25 protein-coding genes are annotated in these 21,734 nt (G+C 63.1%); 11 read left to right on the top strand and 14 right to left on the bottom strand.

The window, feature by feature from the left end; genetic code table 11:
* Positions 1-2 precede the first annotated feature (2 nt).
* The 4 genes from AC0L2C_RS13285 to AC0L2C_RS13270 form a co-directional block, all read right to left on the bottom strand.
* Positions 3-1,187: a CaiB/BaiF CoA transferase family protein gene (locus AC0L2C_RS13285; RefSeq protein ID WP_473523541.1), complete on the bottom strand. Its 1,185-nt coding sequence runs from the start codon at positions 1,185-1,187 to the stop codon at positions 3-5.
* 15 nt (positions 1,188-1,202) lie between these two features.
* Positions 1,203-2,726, bottom strand: coding sequence for a tripartite tricarboxylate transporter permease (locus AC0L2C_RS13280; RefSeq protein WP_287230415.1), 1,524 nt, complete (start codon positions 2,724-2,726; stop codon positions 1,203-1,205).
* Positions 2,727-2,730: 4 nt separating this feature from the next.
* Positions 2,731-3,267 (bottom strand): tripartite tricarboxylate transporter TctB family protein, encoded by a 537-nt coding sequence (locus AC0L2C_RS13275; RefSeq protein ID WP_023797463.1) that lies wholly within the window; start codon positions 3,265-3,267, stop codon positions 2,731-2,733.
* A 129-nt stretch (positions 3,268-3,396) separates the two neighbouring features.
* Complete coding sequence (locus AC0L2C_RS13270; RefSeq protein WP_023797462.1) at positions 3,397-4,374, bottom strand: Bug family tripartite tricarboxylate transporter substrate binding protein; 978 nt, start codon at positions 4,372-4,374, stop codon at positions 3,397-3,399.
* A gap of 204 nt (positions 4,375-4,578) precedes the next feature.
* Here AC0L2C_RS13270 and AC0L2C_RS13265 point away from each other — a divergent pair, with 204 nt between their 5' ends.
* Positions 4,579-5,352 (top strand): IclR family transcriptional regulator, encoded by a 774-nt coding sequence (locus tag AC0L2C_RS13265; RefSeq protein WP_031254195.1) that lies wholly within the window; start codon positions 4,579-4,581, stop codon positions 5,350-5,352.
* A gap of 50 nt (positions 5,353-5,402) precedes the next feature.
* On the opposite strand, the gene AC0L2C_RS13260 is transcribed toward AC0L2C_RS13265, so the two are convergent.
* Together AC0L2C_RS13260 and AC0L2C_RS13255 are read right to left on the bottom strand one after the other, a co-directional pair.
* Positions 5,403-5,942, bottom strand: coding sequence for a GNAT family N-acetyltransferase (locus AC0L2C_RS13260; RefSeq protein WP_023797460.1), 540 nt, complete (start codon positions 5,940-5,942; stop codon positions 5,403-5,405).
* 201 nt (positions 5,943-6,143) lie between these two features.
* Positions 6,144-6,344 (bottom strand): YdeI/OmpD-associated family protein, encoded by a 201-nt coding sequence (locus AC0L2C_RS13255; RefSeq protein WP_128169938.1) that lies wholly within the window; start codon positions 6,342-6,344, stop codon positions 6,144-6,146.
* A 169-nt stretch (positions 6,345-6,513) separates the two neighbouring features.
* Here AC0L2C_RS13255 and AC0L2C_RS13250 point away from each other — a divergent pair, with 169 nt between their 5' ends.
* The gene (locus AC0L2C_RS13250; RefSeq protein ID WP_128173499.1) at positions 6,514-6,969 is read left to right on the top strand and encodes a DUF2214 family protein; all 456 of its coding nucleotides are present in this window, start codon (positions 6,514-6,516) and stop codon (positions 6,967-6,969) included.
* On the opposite strand, the gene nth is transcribed toward AC0L2C_RS13250, so the two are convergent.
* On the bottom strand, positions 6,963-7,766 hold the full coding sequence (gene nth, locus AC0L2C_RS13245; RefSeq protein ID WP_128173498.1) for an endonuclease III: 804 nt from the start codon (positions 7,764-7,766) through the stop codon (positions 6,963-6,965). The two genes, AC0L2C_RS13250 and nth, sit on opposite strands and share 7 nt — an antisense overlap.
* A 22-nt stretch (positions 7,767-7,788) precedes the next feature.
* Here nth and AC0L2C_RS13240 point away from each other — a divergent pair, with 22 nt between their 5' ends.
* From AC0L2C_RS13240 to AC0L2C_RS13220, 5 genes are all read left to right on the top strand, one after another.
* Entirely contained in the window at positions 7,789-8,283 is a 495-nt protein-coding gene (locus AC0L2C_RS13240; RefSeq protein WP_091595586.1) for a DUF2244 domain-containing protein, read from the top strand.
* Between the two features lie 234 nt (positions 8,284-8,517).
* Positions 8,518-9,396 (top strand): methylated-DNA--[protein]-cysteine S-methyltransferase, encoded by an 879-nt coding sequence (locus AC0L2C_RS13235; RefSeq protein ID WP_128173497.1) that lies wholly within the window; start codon positions 8,518-8,520, stop codon positions 9,394-9,396.
* A 146-nt stretch (positions 9,397-9,542) separates the two neighbouring features.
* Positions 9,543-10,454 (top strand): ribokinase, encoded by a 912-nt coding sequence (locus AC0L2C_RS13230; protein WP_473523540.1) that lies wholly within the window; start codon positions 9,543-9,545, stop codon positions 10,452-10,454.
* Between the two features lie 5 nt (positions 10,455-10,459).
* Positions 10,460-11,908, top strand: a complete 1,449-nt coding sequence (locus tag AC0L2C_RS13225) for an amidase (RefSeq protein ID WP_473523539.1) — start codon at positions 10,460-10,462, stop codon at positions 11,906-11,908.
* A 112-nt stretch (positions 11,909-12,020) separates the two neighbouring features.
* Positions 12,021-12,635, top strand: a complete 615-nt coding sequence (locus AC0L2C_RS13220) for a LysE family translocator (protein ID WP_473523538.1) — start codon at positions 12,021-12,023, stop codon at positions 12,633-12,635.
* Between the two features lie 239 nt (positions 12,636-12,874).
* Here AC0L2C_RS13220 and AC0L2C_RS13215 read toward each other — a convergent pair whose 3' ends face one another.
* Complete coding sequence (locus AC0L2C_RS13215; protein ID WP_473523537.1) at positions 12,875-13,816, bottom strand: nucleoside hydrolase; 942 nt, start codon at positions 13,814-13,816, stop codon at positions 12,875-12,877.
* Positions 13,817-13,959: 143 nt separating this feature from the next.
* On the opposite strand from AC0L2C_RS13215, the gene AC0L2C_RS13210 reads away from it, so the two are divergent.
* Both AC0L2C_RS13210 and AC0L2C_RS13205 read left to right on the top strand, forming a co-directional pair.
* On the top strand, positions 13,960-14,385 hold the full coding sequence (locus AC0L2C_RS13210) for an Hsp20 family protein (protein ID WP_023797450.1): 426 nt from the start codon (positions 13,960-13,962) through the stop codon (positions 14,383-14,385).
* Positions 14,386-14,448: 63 nt separating this feature from the next.
* Complete coding sequence (locus AC0L2C_RS13205; RefSeq protein ID WP_023797449.1) at positions 14,449-14,706, top strand: BQ00720 family protein; 258 nt, start codon at positions 14,449-14,451, stop codon at positions 14,704-14,706.
* A gap of 88 nt (positions 14,707-14,794) precedes the next feature.
* Here the strand turns inward: AC0L2C_RS13205 and ptsN are convergent, their stop codons facing one another.
* The 6 genes from ptsN to lptC all read right to left on the bottom strand — a co-directional run bounded on the left by ptsN (position 14,795) and on the right by lptC (position 20,067).
* Positions 14,795-15,259: a PTS IIA-like nitrogen regulatory protein PtsN gene (gene ptsN, locus AC0L2C_RS13200; protein WP_023797448.1), complete on the bottom strand. Its 465-nt coding sequence runs from the start codon at positions 15,257-15,259 to the stop codon at positions 14,795-14,797.
* Positions 15,260-15,365: 106 nt separating this feature from the next.
* On the bottom strand, positions 15,366-15,950 hold the full coding sequence (hpf, locus tag AC0L2C_RS13195; protein ID WP_023797447.1) for a ribosome hibernation-promoting factor, HPF/YfiA family: 585 nt from the start codon (positions 15,948-15,950) through the stop codon (positions 15,366-15,368).
* Between the two features lie 268 nt (positions 15,951-16,218).
* The gene (gene rpoN, locus AC0L2C_RS13190) at positions 16,219-17,745 is read right to left on the bottom strand and encodes an RNA polymerase factor sigma-54 (protein WP_128247357.1); all 1,527 of its coding nucleotides are present in this window, start codon (positions 17,743-17,745) and stop codon (positions 16,219-16,221) included.
* A gap of 189 nt (positions 17,746-17,934) precedes the next feature.
* A complete protein-coding gene (gene lptB / locus AC0L2C_RS13185; RefSeq protein WP_128247356.1) occupies positions 17,935-18,753 on the bottom strand; it encodes an LPS export ABC transporter ATP-binding protein in 819 nt (272 codons plus the stop codon).
* Positions 18,753-19,367 carry an LptA/OstA family protein gene (locus AC0L2C_RS13180; protein ID WP_128247355.1) on the bottom strand — a complete coding sequence of 205 codons (615 nt, stop codon included), beginning with the start codon at positions 19,365-19,367 and terminating at the stop codon, positions 18,753-18,755. Before AC0L2C_RS13180 ends, lptB begins: the two co-directional genes overlap by 1 nt.
* A complete protein-coding gene (gene lptC / locus AC0L2C_RS13175; protein WP_128247354.1) occupies positions 19,354-20,067 on the bottom strand; it encodes an LPS export ABC transporter periplasmic protein LptC in 714 nt (237 codons plus the stop codon). Before lptC ends, AC0L2C_RS13180 begins: the two co-directional genes overlap by 14 nt.
* 322 nt (positions 20,068-20,389) lie before the next feature.
* Here lptC and sppA point away from each other — a divergent pair, with 322 nt between their 5' ends.
* Entirely contained in the window at positions 20,390-21,343 is a 954-nt protein-coding gene (gene sppA, locus AC0L2C_RS13170; protein WP_128247353.1) for a signal peptide peptidase SppA, read from the top strand.
* A 68-nt stretch (positions 21,344-21,411) separates the two neighbouring features.
* Positions 21,412-21,696, top strand: coding sequence for an integration host factor subunit beta (locus tag AC0L2C_RS13165; RefSeq protein ID WP_023797441.1), 285 nt, complete (start codon positions 21,412-21,414; stop codon positions 21,694-21,696).
* The last annotated feature ends 38 nt before the right edge of the window (positions 21,697-21,734 follow it).

Here is a 21,734-nt window from a genome sequence, read left to right as displayed (position 1 = left end):
GCTCATGCCTGCGCCCTTTTCTTGACGCGCGGCGGCAGACTGGCAAACACCTCGTCCATATGCTCGCCCAGCGCCGGCGGCGGCTTGGTCGGCAACGGTGCTGCACCATCGACCATGAACCCGCCGCGCACGACGGTCAGCGGTCGGTCGATGTTCGGCATGCTATCGAAACGGGTGGTCATGTCGCGCTCGATCACTTGCTGCTCGGCCAGCACCTGCGGGATCGTCAGCACCCTGCCCGCCGGCACGCCTGCGCGATTGAGCGTCTCCTCCCAGGCCGCGGCCGAGCTGTTCGCCAGGGCATCCTCGATCAGCGCCTTCAAGGCGATGCGGTTGCGCTTGCGCGTCTCGCGCTCGGCAAAGCGCGGGTCCGACGCCAGCTCCGGCAGCCCGACCAGCCGGCAGAGCGTGACGAACTGCTCCTGCTTGTTGGCGGCGATGTTGAGCAGACCGTCGCCGGTGCGAAACGTGCCGGAAGGTGCCGCCGTCATGTTCTCGTTGCCCATCGGCTGCGGCTCGACGCCTGCCGTCAGATAGTTGGAGACCGGCCAGCCCAGCGCGGAAAGCGTGCATTCGAGCATCGACACGTCGAGGAAAGCGCCCTCGCCTGTCGTCTTCTGCTTCACAAGTGCCGCCGTGATGGCGAACGCCCCGACCAGCCCACCCAGCGTGTCGGCGACGGGATAACCGACACGCAGCGGCGCGGTCTGCGCTGTGCCGGTGATGCTCATGATGCCCGAAAGACCCTGGATGATCTGGTCATAGGCCGGATTGTCGCGCATCGGCCCGGTCTGGCCGAAGCCCGAAATCGCGCAATAGACAAGACTGGGGCGGACCTCTTTCAGCCTGGCATAGCCGAGCCCCAGCCGATCCATCACGCCGGGGCGGAAATTCTCGACCAGCGCGTCGGCGGAGGCGACCAGATCGAGGAAGCGTCCGCGATCGGCCTCTTTCTTGAGATCGAGCACGACCGATCGTTTGCCGGCGTTCTGCGCCAGGAATGAAGCGCCCATGCCGGTGCTGTTGAGTTCCGGCGAGCCGCCGAGCTGGCGCGCCAGATCGCCGCCTTGCGGCGCCTCGACCTTGATCACATCGGCCCCGAGCAGCGCCAGCTGATAGGCACAGTAGGGGCCGGCCAGAACATTGGTCAGGTCGAGGACGCGGATGCCGGACAGCAGATCGGTCATGATGTCACAAACAGGTCAAGCATCGCCCGGCACGTGTTCCGGTCCACGCATGCGCCGGCGTTCGATGTAAGCGTAGATATGCGGCCCGATCAGCCCGATGAACGCCAGCGTCAGCAGCGTCAGCGACAGGGGATGTTTGTAGAACACCGACCAGTCGCCGTTCGAGATGGTCATCGCGCGGCGGAACTGCGTTTCGGCGAGCGGCCACAGGATCATGCCGATGATGACCGGCGCCGTAGGAAAATCGAAGCGCCGCATCAGGAATCCGGCCCCGCCGAGCAGATAGAGGATGACGAGGTCGGTCGGCGACTGAGAAATACCGTAGGTGCCGACCGTGGCGAACACCAGGATGCCGGCATAGAGCTGCGGCGCCGGGATTTTCAGCAGCCGCACCCACAACCCGATCAGCGGCAGGTTGAGGATGACGAGAATGATGTTGGCGATGAACAGGCTGGCGATCAGCCCCCAGACCAGATTGGCCTGCGTCATGAACAGCATCGGCCCGGGATTGATGCCATAGCTCTGGAAGGCCGACAGCATGATCGCGGCCGTCGCCGAGGTCGGCAACCCAAGCGTCAGCATCGGCACCAGCACGCCGGCGGCCGATGCGTTGTTGGCGGCTTCCGGCCCGGCAACGCCTTCGATGGCGCCGACCGTGCCGAACTCCTCCTTGTGTTTGGAGAGCTTTTTCTCGATTGCATAGGACAGAAAGGTCGGGATTTCGGCGCCGCCGGCCGGCAGCGCGCCGATCGGGAAGCCGAGCAGGGCGCCGCGCAGCCAAGCCTTCCACGAGCGTGCCCATTCGGCCGCCGTCATGTAGAGCGAGCCCTTCAGCGGCACGATCTCGTCCTTGCCGGCATAGCGGCGCGAGGCCATGTAGAACGTCTCGCCGACCGCAAAGAGGCCGACGGCGACGACGATCACGTCGACGCCATCGAGCAATTGACTCATGCCGAAGGTGAAGCGCGGTTGCCCGGTCTGCAGGTCGACGCCGATCATGCCGATGACGAAGCCGACGAACAGGCTGGTCAGGCCGCGCACCGACGACGAGCCGAGCACCGCCGAAACCGTGATGAAGGCCAGCACCATCAGCGAGAAATATTCGGCCGGGCCGAAGGACAGCGCGAATTTGACGACGACCGGGGCCAGGAAGGCGACGCCCAGCGTGCCGAGTGTACCGGCGACGAAGGAGCCGATCGCCGAAGTGGCAAGTGCCGCGCCGCCGCGGCCGGAACGGGCCATCCTGTTGCCTTCCAGCGCAGTGACGATGGTCGCGCTTTCACCCGGCGTGTTGAGCAGGATCGATGTCGTCGAACCGCCATACATGGCGCCGTAATAGATGCCGGCAAACAGGATGAAGGACGCTTCCGGCGCCACCTGGTAGGTGATCGGCAAAAGCAGGGCGATGGTCAGCGCAGGTCCGAGGCCGGGCAGCACACCGATCGCTGTCCCCAGTGTCGTACCGAGCAGGCACCACATGAGATTGACCGGCGTGAAAGCGACCGAAAATCCGTGCGCGAGATGGCCAAGCGTTTCCATGGCTTCAGCCTCTCAACATACGGATAATCGAATCGAGACCCGTGTTCAGCTGGTTCTCGATGAAGCCGGCGCCGATGTTGACGCCGAGCGCCCTGGCGAAGCCGAAATAGGCGGCAAGCGCCAGGATCAGGCCGAGCAGCACGTCACGCAGCGGATGTCTGCTGCCGAATCCGTGGCAGATGAGAACGAACATGATCACCGAGGCTGCGGTGAAGCCAAGCGGCTGGATCAGAACAAGATTCGCGACCAGTCCGACGGCGACGATGCCCATCGCCTTCCAGTCGGTCGGGGTTTCCTTTTCTTCTTCCGGCTGCCAGCCGCCCCGCAATGCGGCGACGATCAGCAGCAGGGAAAGGATCGTCATGCCGACCATGGTGATGTAGGGGAAGACGGTCGGGCCGACCTTGGAGTAGAGCGGCGACACCGGAATCGACAGCGTCTGCCAGGCCACTGCGCCGGCGCAGGCAAGAAGCCCGATGCCGATCAGCAATTCGGGCACGGCAAGGCGCGGCCGCGCCGCCTGCTGGTCGCTGGTGCTCATGATCGTCCTCCCCGGATAGCAGGTCTCCCACGGCCGACCTCATCGCAGTTTCACTCGCGCCGGATCCTATGTCCATGCGGCTGGCGAACATCGGAAAGGGGCAGTGCGGACCGCCCCTCTCCGGGGACATCAGGCAAGGCCGAGGTCCTTGAGGATGGCTGCGATCCGAGCCGTGTCTTCGGTGAGAAATTTCGCATAGTCGTCGCCGGTGAGCAGGATCTGCGTCCAGTTGCGGTTTTTGCATTCGGTGGCCCAGGCTTCGCTTTTGGCCATCGTCTCGACCAGCGTGATCATCGCCGCCTTGTCGGCGTCGGAAACGCCCGGCGGTGCGAAGACGCCGCGCCAGTTGAACAGTTCAACATCGATGCCGGATTCCTTCATCGTCGGTGCGTCGATGCCTTCCTGGCGCTTGTCCGCGGAAATGGCGAGCAGCCGAAGCGCGCCTGCCTTGACCTGTTCGGAGAACTCGCCATAGCCGGAGATGCCGGCCGCGACCTGGTTGCCGAGAAGCGCTGACAATGCCTCGCCGCCGCCGGCGAACGGCACGTAGGAGAGGTTGGCTGCCGGAACACCGGCCGTCTTGGCGATAAGGCCGAACAATATGTGGTCCGAACCGCCGGCCGAACCGCCGGCCACCGGCACTTTGGTCGGATCGGCCTTGAGGGCGGCGACGAAATCCGCTGCTGTCTTGAACGGCGAGGCCGCCGGCACCACCAGCGCCTCGAATTCGCCGGTGAGGCGGGCGATCGGCGTGACCTCGGTGAGATTGTTGGCCGATTTGTTGGCGATGATGGCGCCAACCATGACCATGCCGGCAACCATCAGCGAATTGCCCTTGCCGTTCCACTGGCTGATGAATTGCGGCAGGCCGACTGTGCCGCCGGCGCCGCCGACATTGGTGATCTGCGAACCGGAGATCAGCTTCTCACTGCGCAGCACCTGGTCCATCGTGCGCGCCGTCTGGTCCCAGCCGCCGCCGGGCGCTGCCGGCACAAAGATCTGGATCTGCGGTGCGTCCTGCGCGAAAGCGGGCGAGAGATGCAACGCTGCGAAACCGGCGGCGCCGGCAGCGGCGGTGCTCGTTAAAAATCTGCGTCTGTTCAGCATGGGATTCCTCCAATCACGACACCTCCTCCGGTGCCTGCCAGCAACGTAGCCTGAATTCAGACCCGCTCGACAAAAATTCATGCAGTCTTTGCATCGTTCTGTCAACCGGAATGGCATTCTGCTGGACAGAACTGTCCGGATGCGGCACAATTGTTCCGATCGGCCCTTCTGTCCAACTGGGAACGGAACGACGTGGTCAAGCGGATAACCGTAACACAAACCAAGCCTGCGTCGACCAACGGCGTTGCCGCGCTCGACCGAGCGATCGCCATCCTCGATGCTTTCGCTGCTGCCGACCGTTCGCTCAGCCTGGCCGAAATCGCGGCGCGCACCGGCCTCTACAAGAGCACGATCCTGAGGCTGGCGAACTCGTTGCTGCGCGGGCAATTGCTGGAGCGTCTCGACGACGGCCGCTACCGTGTCGGCCCTGCCACCTTTCGGCTGGGCGCCCTATACCAGCGTTCGGTGGTGGCGATCGACATCCTGCTGCCGATCATGCGCGATCTGGCCGAGCGAAGCTGGGAAAGCGTCGCCTTCTATGTCCGTTCGGGCGACGTGCGCACCTGTCTTTACCGCGTCGAGTCCAAGCATCCCATCCGCTACACCATCCGGGAAGGCGACGTGCTGCCCCTGCTGGCCGGCACAGGCGGCCGCGTGCTTGCGGCGTTTTCCGGTCAGCAGGGCGAACCATACGAGACGATCCGCAAAACCTACCATTGTTTGTCGGTCGGCGATCGCGACCCCGAGACGGCGGGCGTCTCGGCACCAGTGTTCGGGCCGGGGCACACCCTGCTCGGTGCGTTGACGCTGTCCGGCCCGAGCACGCGCGTCGACGCGGCCTTTCTACAGCGCATGAAAAATCCGCTGATCGAGGCGGCCGCGCGCGCCACCCGCGCTTTCGGCGAAGACGCCTCGATGCTAGAACAGGCGGCCCTAAAGGCCGAAGCGGAAGGCCCGGTGCTGAAGCGGCAGGCCTAGAAAGCCTCGATTCGGCCCGATCAGAACCACCGGATGACAGGCCGCAACCGCTAGGGCTGCCGTTCCAGCAGGATCGTCGCATCGTCGTGATAGGTGGTCCGCAACACTTCGCTGTAGCCGCATTTGGCCGCGACGCTCAGCGAAGCGGTGTTTTCCGGATCGATGATGCAGACCGTCCTTGCGCGCCCGAATGCCTCGTCGCCCCAGGCGAGAGCCCGTCCGACGACTTCGCTGGCGAACCCTTGGCCATGTGCGCTCGGGGCCAGCGCCCAACCGGCTTCCGGAACGCCTTCGATCGACGGCACCATGTCGCGCTTCAGATCGTGGAAACCGGCCTCGCCGATGAAACGGCCGGATGCCTTGTCCTCGATCGCCCAGAAGCCGTAGCCCAGCAGCGACCACAGGCCGGCATGACGCAGGAAGCGCATCCAGCTTTCCTCGCGCGTGCGCGGCTTGCCGCCGATGAAGCGGGTGACGTCCGGATCGGCCCACATGGCAACATAGGCATCGAAATCATCGAGCTGGTGTGGCCGCAAGATGGTTCGCTTCGTCTCGATGACCGGTGCACTGGCTGCTCCTGGAATTCCCATAACTCTGCCTCGCGGCGCATGATCGCCGAAAAACCGCCTCCGAAACGATCATGCGCAAATTCAAAGTGTTTCTTTGCCGGTGCCTCATGCATGTCGCCCAAATGTCCAACAAGAGCCAGGACAGGGCAGATCATCTTCCAGCGCGAGAAACAAGGTCGAGGCGCTTCGACCGCGGGAAACTGTGACCCGACAAGCGCGATTTCAGCCGCGCCACGGCATGTTCATGTAGACGCCGCCACGCTTCAATTCGTCCAGCATCTGGTCGAGCCGCTTGTGTCTTGTCTCGGGGCGTTTGGCACGAGCGATCCAGCCGAGATAGTCGTTCTTCTGATAATCCGGTCTGTCATCATAGGCCGCCATCAAACCCTGCTTTGTCAAAGCGGTTCGGATGTCGTCCGGCATCGGGTTCAAGGCGCGTTTCAGTCTGGTTATGGTCAAATTTAGGCTGTCGGGATTTGGCGTCAACGTAGTCGCGAACTCCAGCTCCGGCATGGGAATCTTGCCGAACGATGCTACCCTTCGCATGAACTGATTCAGCGTCCGCTGTGCCGTCCGACGGAGGGAAAAGGGCATGGATACCACCGATTTTCTGCTTGCCATCGTTCATCATCTGCTGGTGTTTTCACTGGCCGGCATCATCGGCGCCGAATTTGTCCTGATCCGCGGCGATCTGCCCGCCGCGACGCTTCGGCGGCTTGTCGGCATCGATCGCCATTACGGCATCATCGCCATGCTGATCATCGTTGTCGGCATCGGACGCGTCATCTACGGCCTGAAAGGTTGGGAATTCTACGTCTACAACTGGGTATTCTGGGCAAAGATGGCGGCCTTCGTCACCGTCGGGCTGCTGTCGATCATCCCGACGGTCCGCTTTGCGTCCTGGAGCAGGCAGGCCTCGGCCAGCCCCGGCTTTCAAGTGCCGGCGGCACAACTTGCATCCGTTCGAACTTATGTCCGCGCCGAAGCCTCGATCTTCCTGCTGATCCCGGTCTTCGCCGCGGCGATGGCGCGCGGCTACGGCTACTGAATCTCGCTTAAGGGTTCGAGCGGCGCAATTTCGACCAGCGGCGCCGGAACATCATTCGTCTTCTCCTCGGCCTTGCAGATGTCGGCGATGACACAGATCGGGCAATCCGGTTTGCGCGCCTTGCAGACATAGCGGCCATGCAGGATCAGCCAGTGATGCGCATGGCGCATGTATTCGTCCGGAATGATCCTCAACAGCCCCTGCTCGACCTGTTCCGGCGTCTTGCCGGGCGCCAGCCGCAGCCGGTTGCCGATGCGAAAGATATGCGTGTCGACCGCCATCGTGTGCTGGCCGAAGGCCATGTTGAGCACGACATTGGCGGTCTTGCGCCCGACGCCCGGCAGCTTGACCAGTTGGTCGCGGTCGTCGGGCACTTCGCCGCCATAGCAGCGGATCAGCGCCTCCGACAGCGCGATGACGTTCTTGGCCTTGTTGCGCCAGAGCCCAACGGTGCGGATATAGTCTCCGACCTTGGCTTCGCCGAGAGCCAGCATCTTTTGCGGCGTGTCGGCGACCTTGAACAGCGCCCGCGTCGCCTTGTTGACGCCGACATCGGTCGCCTGTGCCGAAAGCACCACCGCCACCAGCAGCGTGAAGGCGTTGACATGTTCGAGCTCGCCCTTCGGCTCGGGCCGCTGAACGGAAAAGCGTCGGAAAATCTCGTGCACTTCGGCCGGGCTGTAGAGCGAATGGGACCGCAGAGGCCGGGCACGCGGTTTGGCATTCGCGCTATCGCGTCGGCCGGGGAGCAGTTCATTTTTGGGTGTAGAGGAATTTTTGGACTTGGGGCTCGTCATCCCCTTCCTATAATATCCCGGCATGAGCGACACAAACGCCTCATTTCAGGCCGACGAGCCATTCTTCCAGGCGTTGCTGATACCGCATCGCTCGCTGGGCAAAACCGGCTTTGCCATCCTGATGGGCGCCCTGCTGTTCGGCTCGTTGGTCACCGGAGCGTTTTTCCTGTCGCGCGGCGCCTGGCCGGTGTTCGGCTTCCTGGGTCTCGACGTCATCGCCGTCTACATCGCCTTTCGCGCCAATTATCGTGCCGCCCGCGCCCGTGAGGAGGTGTCGGTCTCGCGCACCAGCCTCGACATCCGCAAGACCGCGCCATCAGGCAAATCGGAAGCACATCGCTTCAACCCGTTCTGGGCGCGTTTTTCGGTCGCCCGCCACGCCGAAATCGGCATCACCAGGATGGCGGTGGAAGCACAAGGCCAGAATGTGCCGATCGGCGGCTTCCTCAATCCCGACGACCGCGAGAGCTTTGCGTCAGCCTTTTCGCGCGCCCTGGCGACCGCGAAAGCGCGCTGAATGTGAGCGAACCGCCTCGTTCGCGAACCGGTTCTGCAATGCCTCATAAACCGGCAATCGGCCAAGAACGGTATCGGCAGCGTTACTTCTCCCTGCTGGAATGCACCTTTTTGCCAGCCCTCGTCGGCTCCTTCCTCGAAGCCAGATCTATCTGGATGCACATGACGAGAAGGCAAGTTTCGGGTGGTGATCGGAGCCGCGAAGGACGATATTCACGATCAAGGAGATGGCCCGATGAACGCACAGACAGCTATTCTGAAGACAGACATCACACCCGAAGGCGGTGACTACGAAGTTGTTCGGCGCGCGATCGAGAAGATCAGCCTTGACTATCGTGACCAGCCGTCGCTCGAGATATTGGCGGAGGAAGTCGGCGAGACACCGACCGGGTTGCAGAAGCTCTTCACCCGCTGGGCCGGCCTGTCGCCCAAGGCGTTTCTGCAGGCGGTCACGCTCGACCACGCGCGCAAACTGCTCGATTCCGGCATGCCGCTGCTCGAAGCCTCTTTCGAGGTCGGCATGTCAGGCCCCGGCCGGCTGCACGACCTTTTCGTCACCCACGAAGCGATGTCGCCGGGCGACTACAAGACGCGCGGCGCCGGGCTGACGATCCGCTACGGCTATCATATCTCGCCTTTCGGCATCGCCCTGATCATGGTCACAGACCGTGGGCTTGCCGGCCTCGCCTTCAGCGATGTCGGCGACGAGCGTGCGGCCTTCGCCGACATGTCCGGCCGCTGGCCGAACGCAACCTATGTCGAGGACATGGCCGCGACGGCGCCCTATGCGGCGCGCATCTTCGACCCGGCACTGTGGCGCGCCGACCAGCCGCTGCGCGTCGTCTTGATCGGCACCGACTTTCAGGTCCGCGTCTGGGAAGCCTTGCTGCGCATCCCGATGGGCAAGGCCTGCACCTATTCCTCGATCGCCGCCGGCATCGGCGCACCGAGCGCCAGCCGGGCGGTGGGCGCCGCGGTCGGCGCCAATCCGATGTCCTTCGTGGTGCCGTGTCACCGGGCTCTCGGCAAGTCCGGCGCGCTCACGGGCTACCACTGGGGCCTGACGCGCAAACGCGCCATCCTTGGCTGGGAAGCGGGACAGGTCGGATCCTGAAATCGCGCGCCAATTGTCGATGTCGGCGCCGACGACGCCTGGAGTTGCGCTGAGAAGCGCGTTCAGACCTGACGCGATTAGATCGCGCCGTCTGGCAAGCGGCGGCCTTACGGAGTAGCTTCCCGCAGTCAGCAGGGAGGCACCACTTGATCATCGTTGTCGGCTCGATCAACCTCGACCTTATCGCCAATGTCGACCGCTTGCCCGCACAGGGCGAGACGGTTCGGGGTTCTGGCTTCAGCACCGCACCCGGCGGCAAGGGCGCCAACCAGGCGCTGGCCGCCGCGCGCGCCGGCGCCAAGGTGCGCATGGTCGGCGCGGTCGGCAAGGACAATTTCGCCAACGAAGCGCTGGCGCTGTTGCGGGACGGCAAGATCGACCTGTCCGGTGTCGGTGAAACCTTCGCTTCGACCGGCACGGCATTGATCATGGTCGCCGACGACGGTGAGAACATCATTGCCGTGGTGCCGGGCGCCAATGATTCGGTCGTCACAGGCGACCTCTCCAAGGCTTTCATGAAGAAGGGCGATGTCGTGCTCCTGCAGCAGGAGATTCCGCTGCAGACTGTCGATGCAGCACTGGACGCGGCACGGGCGGCAGGCGCGGTTACCGTGCTCAACACGGCACCGTTCCGCGCAGAGGCGGCCGCCTTCCTCGGCAAGGCCGACTATGTCGTCGCCAACGAAACCGAATTCGACCTCTATGGCGAGGCGCTGTCGCTGAGCGGCCGCGATCGCCCGGCGCGGATGCGCGATTTCGCGGGGACGACCGGTCGCACAATAGTCGTCACGCTCGGCGGTGACGGCGTTCTGGCCGCCACGCCAGCCGATCTCCTGATGGTTCCGGCGTTGAACATCACTCCGGTCGATACGGTCGGCGCCGGCGACACGTTCTGCGGCTATTTCGCCGCCGGGCTGTCATCGGGCCTGCCGCTCGACCAGGCGCTCGCCCGTGCTGCAGCCGCTGGTTCGCTCGCTTGCCTGAAGCCCGGCGCCCAGCCGGCGATCCCACTAGCGAAGGACGTCGAGGCGGCGCTCCAAAACACGCCAGCCAGGTGAGAGCCATGCGTCCGGCCACAAAACACGCCGTGCCGCCTGCCGGCAATATCTGCCGCCTGTCCGCCGTGGATCTTGCCGAGGCGATCCGGCGCAGGCGGTTGTCGGTGCGCGAGGTGGTGACGGCATTCCTCGACCGGATCGACGCGGTAAACCCGCTGGTCAATGCCATCGTCTCGCTGCGCGACCGTGCCGACATCTTGCGCGAGGCCGACAGGGCAGACGCCCATCTGGCGCATGCAGGGCATGCCGGACCGCTGTTCGGCCTGCCGATCGCCATCAAGGATCTCGCGCAGACCAAGGGCCTCAGAACCAGCTTGGGCTCGCCGATCTTCGCCGATTTCGTCCCGCAGGAAGACGATTTCTTCGTCGAGCGCATCCGCAAGGCCGGCGCCATCATCATCGGCAAGACCAATGTTCCCGAATTCGGCCTGGGCTCCAATACCTACAACACCGTATTCGGCCCGACACGCAATGCTTTCGACCCGGCCTTGACCGCCGGCGGTTCGAGCGGCGGCGCGGCGGTCGCGCTGGCGCTCGACATGGTGCCTGTCGCCGACGGCAGCGACTTTGGCGGCTCGCTGCGCAACCCGGCCGCCTACAACAACGTCTATGGCTTCCGTCCGTCGCAGGGGCTTGTCCCGGCCGGCCCAGAGCTTGACGTCTTCCACGCCCAGATGGGCGTCGAAGGGCCGATGGGCCGCAGCGTGCGCGACATGGCGTTGCTGCTCGACGAGCAGGCTGGCTACGACCCTCGCGCGCCCCTCTCGCATCACAAGCAGGACTGCTTCCTGCAGGGACTGCAAACGCCGACGGCCGGCGGCCGCATCGCCTGGCTCGGCGATCTCGGTGGTCATCTGCCGGTCGAACCCGGCATCCTTAGTCTTTGCGAGGCCGCTCTCGGCCGGTTCGCCGCGGCATCCTTTCAGACCGAAGCGCTGGTGCCGGATGTCGATTTCGAAGCGCTGTGGCAGGCCTTCGTGACGCTGCGCCAGGCGAGCAGCGGTTGTGCGCTCAAGGCGCATTACGACGATCCCTTGAAACGCGCTCTTCTGAAGCCGGAGGCGGTGTGGGAGGTGGAACAGGCGCTGCAGCTCACGGCGCCGCAGATCCACGCCGCCACGGTGAGGCGCTCGTCCTGGCATCGAACGTTGCTGGCGCTCTTCGATCGCTTCGACCTGATTGCGCTGCCGACTGCGCAGGTTTTTCCCTTCGATGTCAGTACTCCTTGGCCCCGGGAGGTGGCCGGGCGTGCCATGGACAGCTATCACCGCTGGATGCAGGTTTCAGCACTCGCCACGCTGGGCGGCTGCCCGGCGGTCAACGTACCGGCCGGCTTCGATGGCAGCGGCAGGCCGATGGGCATGCAATTGATCGGGCGGCCGCGCGGCGACATGGCCGTGCTGAGAGCGGCGGCAGCCTACGAGACGACGCTGCCGTGGCTGGCTGGAGCCTAAAATAATCCAGGTCAAGGTTGCCGGCGACATCTCCTGCCGCTTGCAGCCGCGTTACTGTCATGCATTGATCGCGGTCAGCCGTGTCGCAAAGCCGCATACTGTTGAGGAAACCATGTCGCTGGAACTCTATGCCACCTATCTCGTCGCCTGCCTCGTCATCATCCTGGTACCCGGACCGACGGTCACGCTGATCATCGCCAACAGCATCCGCCATGGCTCTCGCGCCGGCCTCGCCAACGTCGCCGGCACACAGGCCGGACTGGCGATCATGATCGCCATTGTCGGCATCGGATTGACCTCGCTGATCGCGGGAATGGGCCATTGGTTCGAATGGGTCAGGCTGATCGGTGCCGCCTATCTGATCTGGATGGGTGTGCAGATGTTCCGCTCCAAGGGCAAGCTGAACGCCGACGGATCGGCGAAGACACCGCGCGGCGGCTTCTTCCTGCAGGGCCTGCTGGTGGCGATCAGCAATCCCAAGACGCTGGTGTTCTTCGGCGCCTTCTTTCCGCAGTTCATCGCCCCTGGCGGCAACCATGGGTTGCAGATCGGGGTGATGGGCCTCACCGCCATGATCTTCGCCGCCGTATCGGATTCGACCTACGCGCTGGCCGCCGGCCGCGCCGGACGCCTGCTTTCGGCCGGCCGCGTCAAGCTGCTGTCGCGGATAAGCGGCAGTTTTCTGGTCGGCGGCGGCCTGTGGCTGGCATTTTCAAAGGCGAAGTGAGCGGCACTCTTTTCCTTCTCCCCTGGTGGGAGAAGGTGGCCGCCCACGGGTCTTGCCTCCGGCAAGCCCGAGGACAGGCTCCGCGGCCGGATGAGGGGTGTTCAGCTTGGCACCAACAGCGCTCCGGCCAACACCCTCAACCGTCTCGGCGCTGCATGCAGATCTCCCGCCCGGGGCGAGTCACGGGCCTCGCCCGCCCTTCGGGCCACAAGGCCCCACAAGGGGAGAAGGAAGCGGCCCTAAAGCCGGCCCAGCCTTTCCAGCAGCAGCGCGAACAACGCATCGTGGTCGATGTCGCGCATCACCATGGCGTTGCTCGGCCGTTTGGTCACGCCCCACCAGTCGATCACGGTCATGCCCATGGTGAGTTCCGAGGCGGTTTCCACAGCGACGTTGCAGTTGCGGCCCCTGAACAGCTCGGGTTTCAACAGATAGGCGATGACGCAAGGGTCGTGCAGCGGACCGCCGTCGGTGCCGTATTTCTCTTCGTCGAATCGTTCGAAGAATTCCAGCATCTCCGCCGTGGCCGTGCCGACCCTGGTGCCGAGCTTGCGGTAAGCTTGGGTGCGCTTGGCCGTGGTCAGCGCCTTGTGGGTGACGTCGAGCGGCATCATGACGATCGGAATGCCGGATTTGAATACGACATCGGCGGCATGCGGGTCGACATAGATGTTGAATTCGGAGGTCGGGGTAACGTTGCCGCCTTCGAAGAAGCCGCCGCCCATCAGCACGATTTCCTTGATGCGCGGCGCGATGTTCGGCTCGCGGATCAGCGCCAGCGCTATGTTGGTGAGCGGACCGAGCGCGCACAGGGTGATCGTGCCGCTCTCTTCCTTCATCAGCGTCTCGACGATGAAATCGACCGCGTACTGGTCCTGCAGCTCCATTGTCGGTTCGGGCAATTGCGGACCGTTGAGCCCGGTCTCGCCATGCACCTCCTCCGCGGTGACCAGTTCGCGCGCCAGCGGCCGGATGGCGCCGGCATAGACCTTGATGTCAGGCCGGCCGGCCAACTCGCAGATCTTGCGTGCATTCTTTTCGGTGAGTCTCAGCGGCACGTTGCCGGCGACGGCGGTCATGCCGACGATCTCCAGCTCGGCGCTGCCGAGCGCCAGCAATATGGCGACGGCATCATCCTGGCCGGGATCCGTGTCGATGATGATCTTGCGGGATTGGGGCATTTCAATTCCTTGTTTAGGGAGTCTTTTTGGGCGGGGCTTTTGACGGCTTGAACTCGACCGCCGGGCGGACCATATCAAGACCATCGGGAAAAATGCCATCCGGGTTTTTCCGCTTTATGTCGCTCTTGAGAGGACAGTGTAACATGAGTCGAATGACGCCTTTTTCCAGCCCGCTTCTCCTGGGTTTCGACGCCATGGAAAAGACCCTGGAGCGTCTGGCGAAGTCAGGTGACAGCTACCCTCCCTACAACATCGAGCGCCTCAGCGGTGCCGACGGCAAGGCCGAAAGGCTGCGTATCACACTCGCTGTCGCCGGTTTCGCCGAAAACGATCTTGATGTGACCACGGAGGAGAACCAGTTGGTCGTGCGCGGCCGTCAGAACGATGACACCGAGCGCGAATTTCTGCACCGCGGCATTGCCGCGCGCCAGTTCCAGCGCTGTTTCGTGCTGGCCGACGGCATGCGGGTGATCGCGGCGGAGCTGAAGAACGGTCTTTTGTCGATCGATCTCGATCGGCCCGAGTCCGAACGGCTGGTACGGAAAATAAACATATCGGTGAAAGACTGATTTTTATCGATTGCTCTCATGCGAGGCGGCCTTGAACGGGGTCCTCGCTGCACGGAGGCTTAAATGACCAGAACTGACGAAAACCTTATCATGACCAGCGGCGAGTTCGCCCATCTCGGCGAAGGTTCGGTCGCCTATCTCAGGAAAATCTCGAGCGACGATCTGCGCGGCCGTTTCCCGGGCCTCGGCGAAATCGCGCCCGGGCTGGAACTGTGGGCCCTGTTTGCCGCCAACGGCCAGCCGATCCTTCTTTCGGACGCTCGCGAGCGGGCGCTGGCCGGCGCCCTGGAAAACGACCTGACCCCCGTCGCAATCCACTAAGTCGCCATCCACTAACAATAGGCGCAGCGATCTGGTTAGAACGGACAGGGCCGCTCGCGGCGCCCTTTTACCGAACTGATCGAAAAAATCAGGCCGCGTGCGAGGCTTGTGTATCCGATAAAAGCGCATGGATCGCGGCGGCGTCGCGGGTGCCCCTGATCTTGGCCACCGTGTCGGCGTCGCGCAGCACCCGCGCGATGCGCGACAGCGCCTTGAGATGGTCGGCGCCGGCGCCTTCGGGCGCCAAAAGCAGGAACACCAGATCGACCGGCTGGTCGTCCAGCGCCTCGAAATCGACCGGCGTCTCCAGCCGGGCGAAAACCCCCGCGATCCGCTTCACCCCGGCCAGCTTGCCATGCGGAATGGCAATGCCGTTGCCGACACCGGTCGAGCCCAGCCGTTCACGCTGCAGGATGGTGTCGAACACCTCCCGTTCCGGAATGCCGGCAATTGCCGCCGCCCGTTCGGACAGCATTTGTAGCAGTTGCTTCTTGGAGTTCGCCTTCAACGCCGGCAAGATTGCCGGAACGTTGATAAGATCGCTCAGGTCCATACTTGAAATCCCTTGTTCGCCTGCCGTCGCCAGCCCTCACTCTCGCGTGCGGCTGGTGCCTTATCCCAGTGCGGCCTTGGCCGTCAGCCCAGTGCGGCCTTGGCCGTCAGCCCTGCGCGACCTTGGTCGTAGACGGGTCGATCCAGCCGATGTTTCCGTCCGGCCGACGATAGACGATATTGAGATGCTCGTTTCCGGCGTTGCGGAAGACGAGGACCGGGCTGTCCTTGGTGTCGAGTTCGATCACGGCTGACGCCACCGACATGGTCCGCAGCGTCATGGTTGATTCGGCGACGATGGCTGGCGCGAAATTCTCCGGCATTTCCTCGTCATCGTCGGCAAGCGGCGCCATCACCGTATAGGCAACGTCGGTGGGTTCGCCATTGGCGTTGCCTGAATTATGTGACTTCAGCCGACGCTTGTAGCGGCGAAGGCGGGTCTCGAGGCGATCCGCCGCCGCCTCGAAAGCGAGCGTCGGGTCCTGCGCTTCACCGGTGGCCTGCAGCGAAGCGCCGGAATCCAGCCGGATCATGCAATCGGCCGTGTAGCGCGACCCCGATTTGACGACTACAATTTGCCCTGAAAAGCCCCGATCGAAATATTTCCCGATCACTTCTCCGACACGGTCGTTGATGCGCGTACGGAACGCATCGCCGATATCCATGTGTTTTCCTGATATGCGCAGCGTCATCTGAATACTGACCTTCCTTGCTCAGGCTTCAAACTGTCGCGAGTTTATACCCGTGGTCTGAGCGCACAAGCTTTGCGGCGTCACTTGCGCCGATTTTAAATCCGAACTTTTCCGATTGATCACAAGCCGCCTTCTTGACCGTCCCGTGGCCAACGTCGTGACGGACCATCCGCATGCGGGCAGTAGCCCGTCCCATGCGGGCGGGCTTCTAGCCACTTCATTGCGGCTTGTCAATGAAGTGCGAAAGCTGTGGAAATTCCGTCGGAGATCAACGTCCGGCGCTGGCCAAAGCGCGTTTTTCACGCCGCCGCTGCACCGACGAGGGAATATTCATGCCCTCCCGATACTTGGCGACCGTGCGCCTGGCTATATCGACGCCGCTTTCCCGCAACATATCCACAATGGCGTCGTCGGAAAGCACGTCGGCAGGTTTCTCCTCGTCGATCAACTGCTTGATGCGGTCGCGCACCGCTTCAGACGAATGCGCGTCACCGCCACCCGACGAGGCGATCGAGGCGGTGAAGAAATAGCGCAGTTCGAACACGCCGCGCGGCGTCAGCATGTATTTGTTGGCGGTGACCCGGCTGACGGTCGATTCGTGCATGCCGATGGCGTCGGCCACCGTGCGCAGGTTGAGCGGCCTCAGGTGACGCACGCCATGGACGAGGAAGGCGTCCTGCTGGCGCACGATTTCTGAGGCAACCTTGAGGATAGTCTTCGCCCGCTGATCGAGGCTGCGCGTCAGCCAATTGGCGTTTTGCAGGCATTCCGCCAGGAAATCCTTTTCCGTCTGACTTTTCGCATGCGGCGAAACCCGGGCGAAATAGATATGGTCGACCAGCACGCGCGGCAGCGTTTCGGGGTTGAGTTCGATCACCCAGCTCCCGTCATTGGCCGCACGCACTTCGACATCGGCGATGATCGCGTCGCTGGCGCCGCCCGAAAACGCCATCCCCGGGCGCGGATCGAGCGCACGTATCTCGGCCAGCATGTCGAGCAGATCCTCCTCATCGACCCCACAAATCCGTTTCAGGGTCTGGAAATCGCGCCGGGCTAAGAGTTCGAGATTGGCAATCAAAGTCTTCATCGCAGGGTCGAGACGGTCGCGGACGGCAAGCTGCAGCGACAGGCATTCGGCAAGGTCGCGGGCAAAGAGGCCGGTGGGCTCGAATGTCTGGCAGACCGCGAGCGAATTCGCCACCGCCGCTCTGTCGGTGCCGAGACGGGTGGCGATCTCAGCCATGTCGGCGCGCATGTAGCCGGCCTCGTCAAGGCCGTCGGCCAGTTCGCTGGCGATCAGGCGTGCTGCCGGGTCGGCGAAGGCAAGCGCAACCTGCTCGGCGACATGCTCGCGCAGCGTGATGGCTCCGGCCGCCATGTCTCCGACGTCAAAACCGTCGGAAGAGGATGCGGAACCGTTGCCGGATGCCGATTTCCACTGGGCCGTCAGGTCGGGACCGAGTCGCTCGCTGGTGCCGGGGTCGTCGGGAAACAGGTTTTCCAGCGAAGTATCGAGCTTTTCCGAGATCGCCTCGGCGGTCCACGCCGTTTCCTTCTCGAACCAGTCGCCGGCGGTGGCCGTTTCCGGCGCGGCATCGATCTTCTGCGCCTGGTCGCTGACGGCATCGTCCTGCGGCTCGGCGCGCTCGAGCAAAGGATTGCGCTCGATCTCGTCGTCGATGAAGCGTTCCAGCTCGATGTGGGTGAACTGCAGCAGCCGTATCGACTGCATGAGTTGCGGCGTCATCACCAGCGACTGGGACTGTCGTAGCTGTAGTTTTGCCGCCAACGCCATGGTTCGGTTTCAAACGCCCTGTCTACGCATCCGGACTGCCGGAAGGAGTTCGGCATAGAAACTGGCCCGGCTTTTGCTTGTCAAGGCGACGGCGATCAAAACTCGCCTGTCCGTGCGTATTCCGACGAGAAATCGAAGAAAAAGCTCTGTCTCGCGTCAAAAACCGCGTCTGGACAGAAATTTTCACGCTTAGAGTGTAAACCCCTCACCGAGATAAAGCCGCCGCACATCCGGGTTTGCGACCACTTCGTCGGCCCGGCCATGAGTCAACACCTGGCCGGCATGGATGATGTAGGCGCGGTCGATCAGGCCGAGCGTCTCGCGGACATTGTGATCGGTGATGAGCACGCCGATGCCACGCGCCGTCAGATGGCGCACCAGTTGCTGGATGTCGGCGACGGCGATCGGATCGATGCCAGCGAAAGGCTCGTCGAGCAGCATGTATGCGGGGCGGGTCGCCAGGGCGCGCGCGATTTCAAGGCGCCGCCGCTCGCCGCCGGAAAGCGACAGCGACGGGGCCTTGCGCAGATGGCTGATATGAAACTCCTCGAGCAGTTCGTCGAGAATGCGTTCGCGCTCCTTGCGGCTCTTTTCGACCACTTCGAGCACGGCTCGGATGTTTTGCTCGACGCTCAAGCCGCGAAAGATCGACGCCTCCTGCGGAAGGTAGCCGATGCCAAGGCGGGCGCGGCGGTACATCGGCATGGAGGTGACATCGAAGCCGTCGATTTCGATCGTGCCTTCGTCGACCGGCACCAGGCCGGTGACCATGTAGAAGCAGGTGGTCTTGCCGGCGCCGTTGGGGCCGAGCAGTCCGACCGCCTCACCGGCGCGCACGCCGATCGTCACGCCGCTGACGACTTTGCGGCCCTTGTAGCTCTTGGCCAGCCCTTTGGCGATCAGGGTTCCCTTGAATTTTACCTGATCGAGGTTAACCGCGGCCGGTGCCGCAAGTTTGCTGGCGGCGCGTCCTGGAAGACGCGCCAACAGCGATGCTACGTCGACCATCAGGGGTTCGCCGCTCCCGACTTCGGCGGCGTGATCGACATCATGACGCGTCCACCGCCGCAGGGGTCGACCTGGGCCAGACCGCTCTTCATCTGCACGGTCAGCTTGCAGCCGACCAGTACATTGTCGCCTTGCGAGAGCACGACCTTGCTGCCTGAAAGCACCAGCACTTCCGTCTTCATGTCGAAGGTGCCGCTGTCGCCCGTGGCGACCTGGTCGTCCGATTTGATATAGACCTTGTTGGCGACCTCCAGACGGTCGATGTCGGCCGAGCCCGTCATCGCGGCACCCGAGGCCTGCTCACCCTTGGCGGCAGCGTCGGGGTCCTTAACGTAATAGACCGTCATCTTGCCGGCCTTGAGCAAGGTCGGACCCTGGACGACGTTTACATTGCCGGTGAACACGGCGACGCTGTCCGCCTGGCGGACCTCGAGCTTGTCGCTTTCGATCTGGATGGGCTTGTCGCCGGACAGTTTGAGGCCCGACAGCTGGCTGGTGGTCCTGGACTGCGCCAGAGCCGGCGTCGCCGCCAAAGCCAGCCCCAGGGCGGCCAGCCCTACGGCCGGCAACGCCGAAGCCGCGGCCACGAGCCGTGTCGAACTACTGAACCGCATTGGATTCTCCGCTCATTGCCTCTGCCGCCTTCAAGCTGGCGGGATCGATGTTGACACGCACTCTGTTCTCGAAGACCACGATCTTGCCGTTGTCCTGGACAAACATCGAATCCGCGGTAATCCGCGACCCGCCACGGCTGACGTCGACCGGATCGTTCGTCTTCATAGTGCCTTTGCCCATGTCGAGAAAGACCGATTTGAACTTTGCCGCCAGGCCATCTGTGGTGGTTATGGTGACATCGCTGGTCAGGCTCATCGTGTTGCCATCGCGATTGAAGCTACCGTGCGGGGCATTGATGGCCGCCACATTGTCGGTTGATATCGGCAGCTTGGCGTCGATGCCTTCCAGATTGATGATACCTTGCTGGCTCACGTCCTGTATGGCGCGCAAAGCCGTCATGGAATAGGGCAGTTTCTGCTTGGTGAACCCGTTGAGCTTGGGGTGGGCCATCACCAGCTTGCCGTTGGCGAACGCGCTGGCGTCGGCCTGGACCTGGATTGAGCCAGGTGCCACGAGATAGGAATAGACCGGGACGGCGACCGCGATCGCGGCAGCGGCCAGCGGCACCGCCAGCTTCAAGATACGCACGCGGCGCGAATGGCGCTGGGCGATGCCGAAGGCGTCGACTCGCGCCGGGCCTACGTCCGGGGAAGCCAACTCCGTCTCGGTGTTGGTCGGTTCGATTGGTCGCGCTAACATAACTGCTTTCTTCTAAACCCCTGCCGCCAAGCACCCCTATAGGTGGGATACCGGCGCCCTCAAGCAAGCACAAGCGGAGGAAAACCGCAAAAGTGTGACGGTTGCTGTTGCACAAACGAAAATGAAACCGGCACAACTTGCACGTCATACCAGATACGGGCGGACAGCGTTAGGGGCTGTGGATTGGTCTTTTATGTTCTCTCGAAACGCCGGCTCGCCAGCGTCGAGAGCTTGTCTTTGGCGCAAGCTCGTCAGGAATCGGTAGCCGGGCGCGGGCGGTTGCTTTAAAAGCATCTGCTCCCCACCGACTATGAGGCTGACCATGGTACTGAGAGCCGACGACCTGATCGACCGCCGCCGCTTGCGTCGCAAGCTGACATTCTGGCGCGTTGCAGCGCTTGTCGTCGCAGCAGCCGGGCTGATTGCCTTTTCGACCTGGATTTACGGCGATGACTTCACTGGCGCGGCGGTCGACCATATCGCCAAGGTCAAGATCGAGGGCACCATCACCGAAGACGAAGACCTGATCAAGCAGCTGGACGCCATCCGTCAATCCTCGAGGGTGAAAGCTGTGATCCTGGCGATCGATTCACCTGGCGGCACCACCGTCGGCGGCGAATCGATCTACGAGGCAGTGCGCGAGCTGGCCGCCGAGAAGCCGGTGGTGGCCCAGGTCGGCACGCTGGCCGCATCGGCGGGCTATATGATCGCCACCGCGACCGATCATATCGTCGCGCGCAAATCGTCGATTGTCGGCTCGATAGGCGTGCTGATCCAGTATCCGGACGTCAGCGGCCTTATGAACAAACTCGGCGTCAAGCTCGAGGAAGTGAAATCGTCGCCGTTGAAAGCTTCGCCGTCGCCTTTCAAGCCGACCAATGACGACGAGCGCACCATGGTCCGCAAGCTCATTCTCGACAGCTACGACTGGTTCGTCGGCATCGTCGCCGAACGCCGCAAGATGACCAAACCGGAGGCGCTGGCGCTGGCCGACGGATCGATCTTCACCGGCCGGCAGGCCGTTGCCAACAAATTGGTCGACGCGGTCGGCGGCGAGACCGAAGCGATCGCCTGGCTCGCAACCAAGGGCATCGACGCCAAGCTCAAGGTGGTGGAGTGGAAGGACGCGGAAAGCGGCGGCTTCCTGTTCTCGAAGGCGATGGCACGAACCATCGGCAGTGCGCTCGGCCTGCCCGACTATGGCGGCGACATCATTCACGAACTTGGTGCCGATCGCTTGTTTCTTGACGGTCTGGTTTCCGTCTGGCACCCTTGAGACGAGTGAAAAAGCAAATAAAATCATCCTCATAATTTGACCGCAGTGTTTTCACGGGGAGCCTTCTCATGATCAAATCCGAACTTGTGCAGATCATCGCCACACGCAACCCGCACCTTTTCCTGCGTGACGTCGAAAACATTGTCGGCGCGATTTTCGACGAGATCACCGACGCGCTTGCCGAAGGCAACCGGGTCGAACTGCGCGGTTTCGGCGCTTTCTCGGTGAAAAACCGCCCCGCCCGCACCGGCCGCAATCCGCGTACCGGCGAATCCGTCGAGGTCGAGGAGAAATGGGTGCCGTTCTTCAAGACCGGCAAGGAATTGCGTGAAAGGCTGAACAGCGGCAAATAAGCGCCGCGCGGGCTCATGCGCCATGCCGGCCTTTTCAG

The sequence above is a fragment of the Mesorhizobium sp. WSM4845 genome, from assembly GCF_055811455.1.
This window is presented reverse-complemented; position numbering and strand designations above follow the sequence as displayed.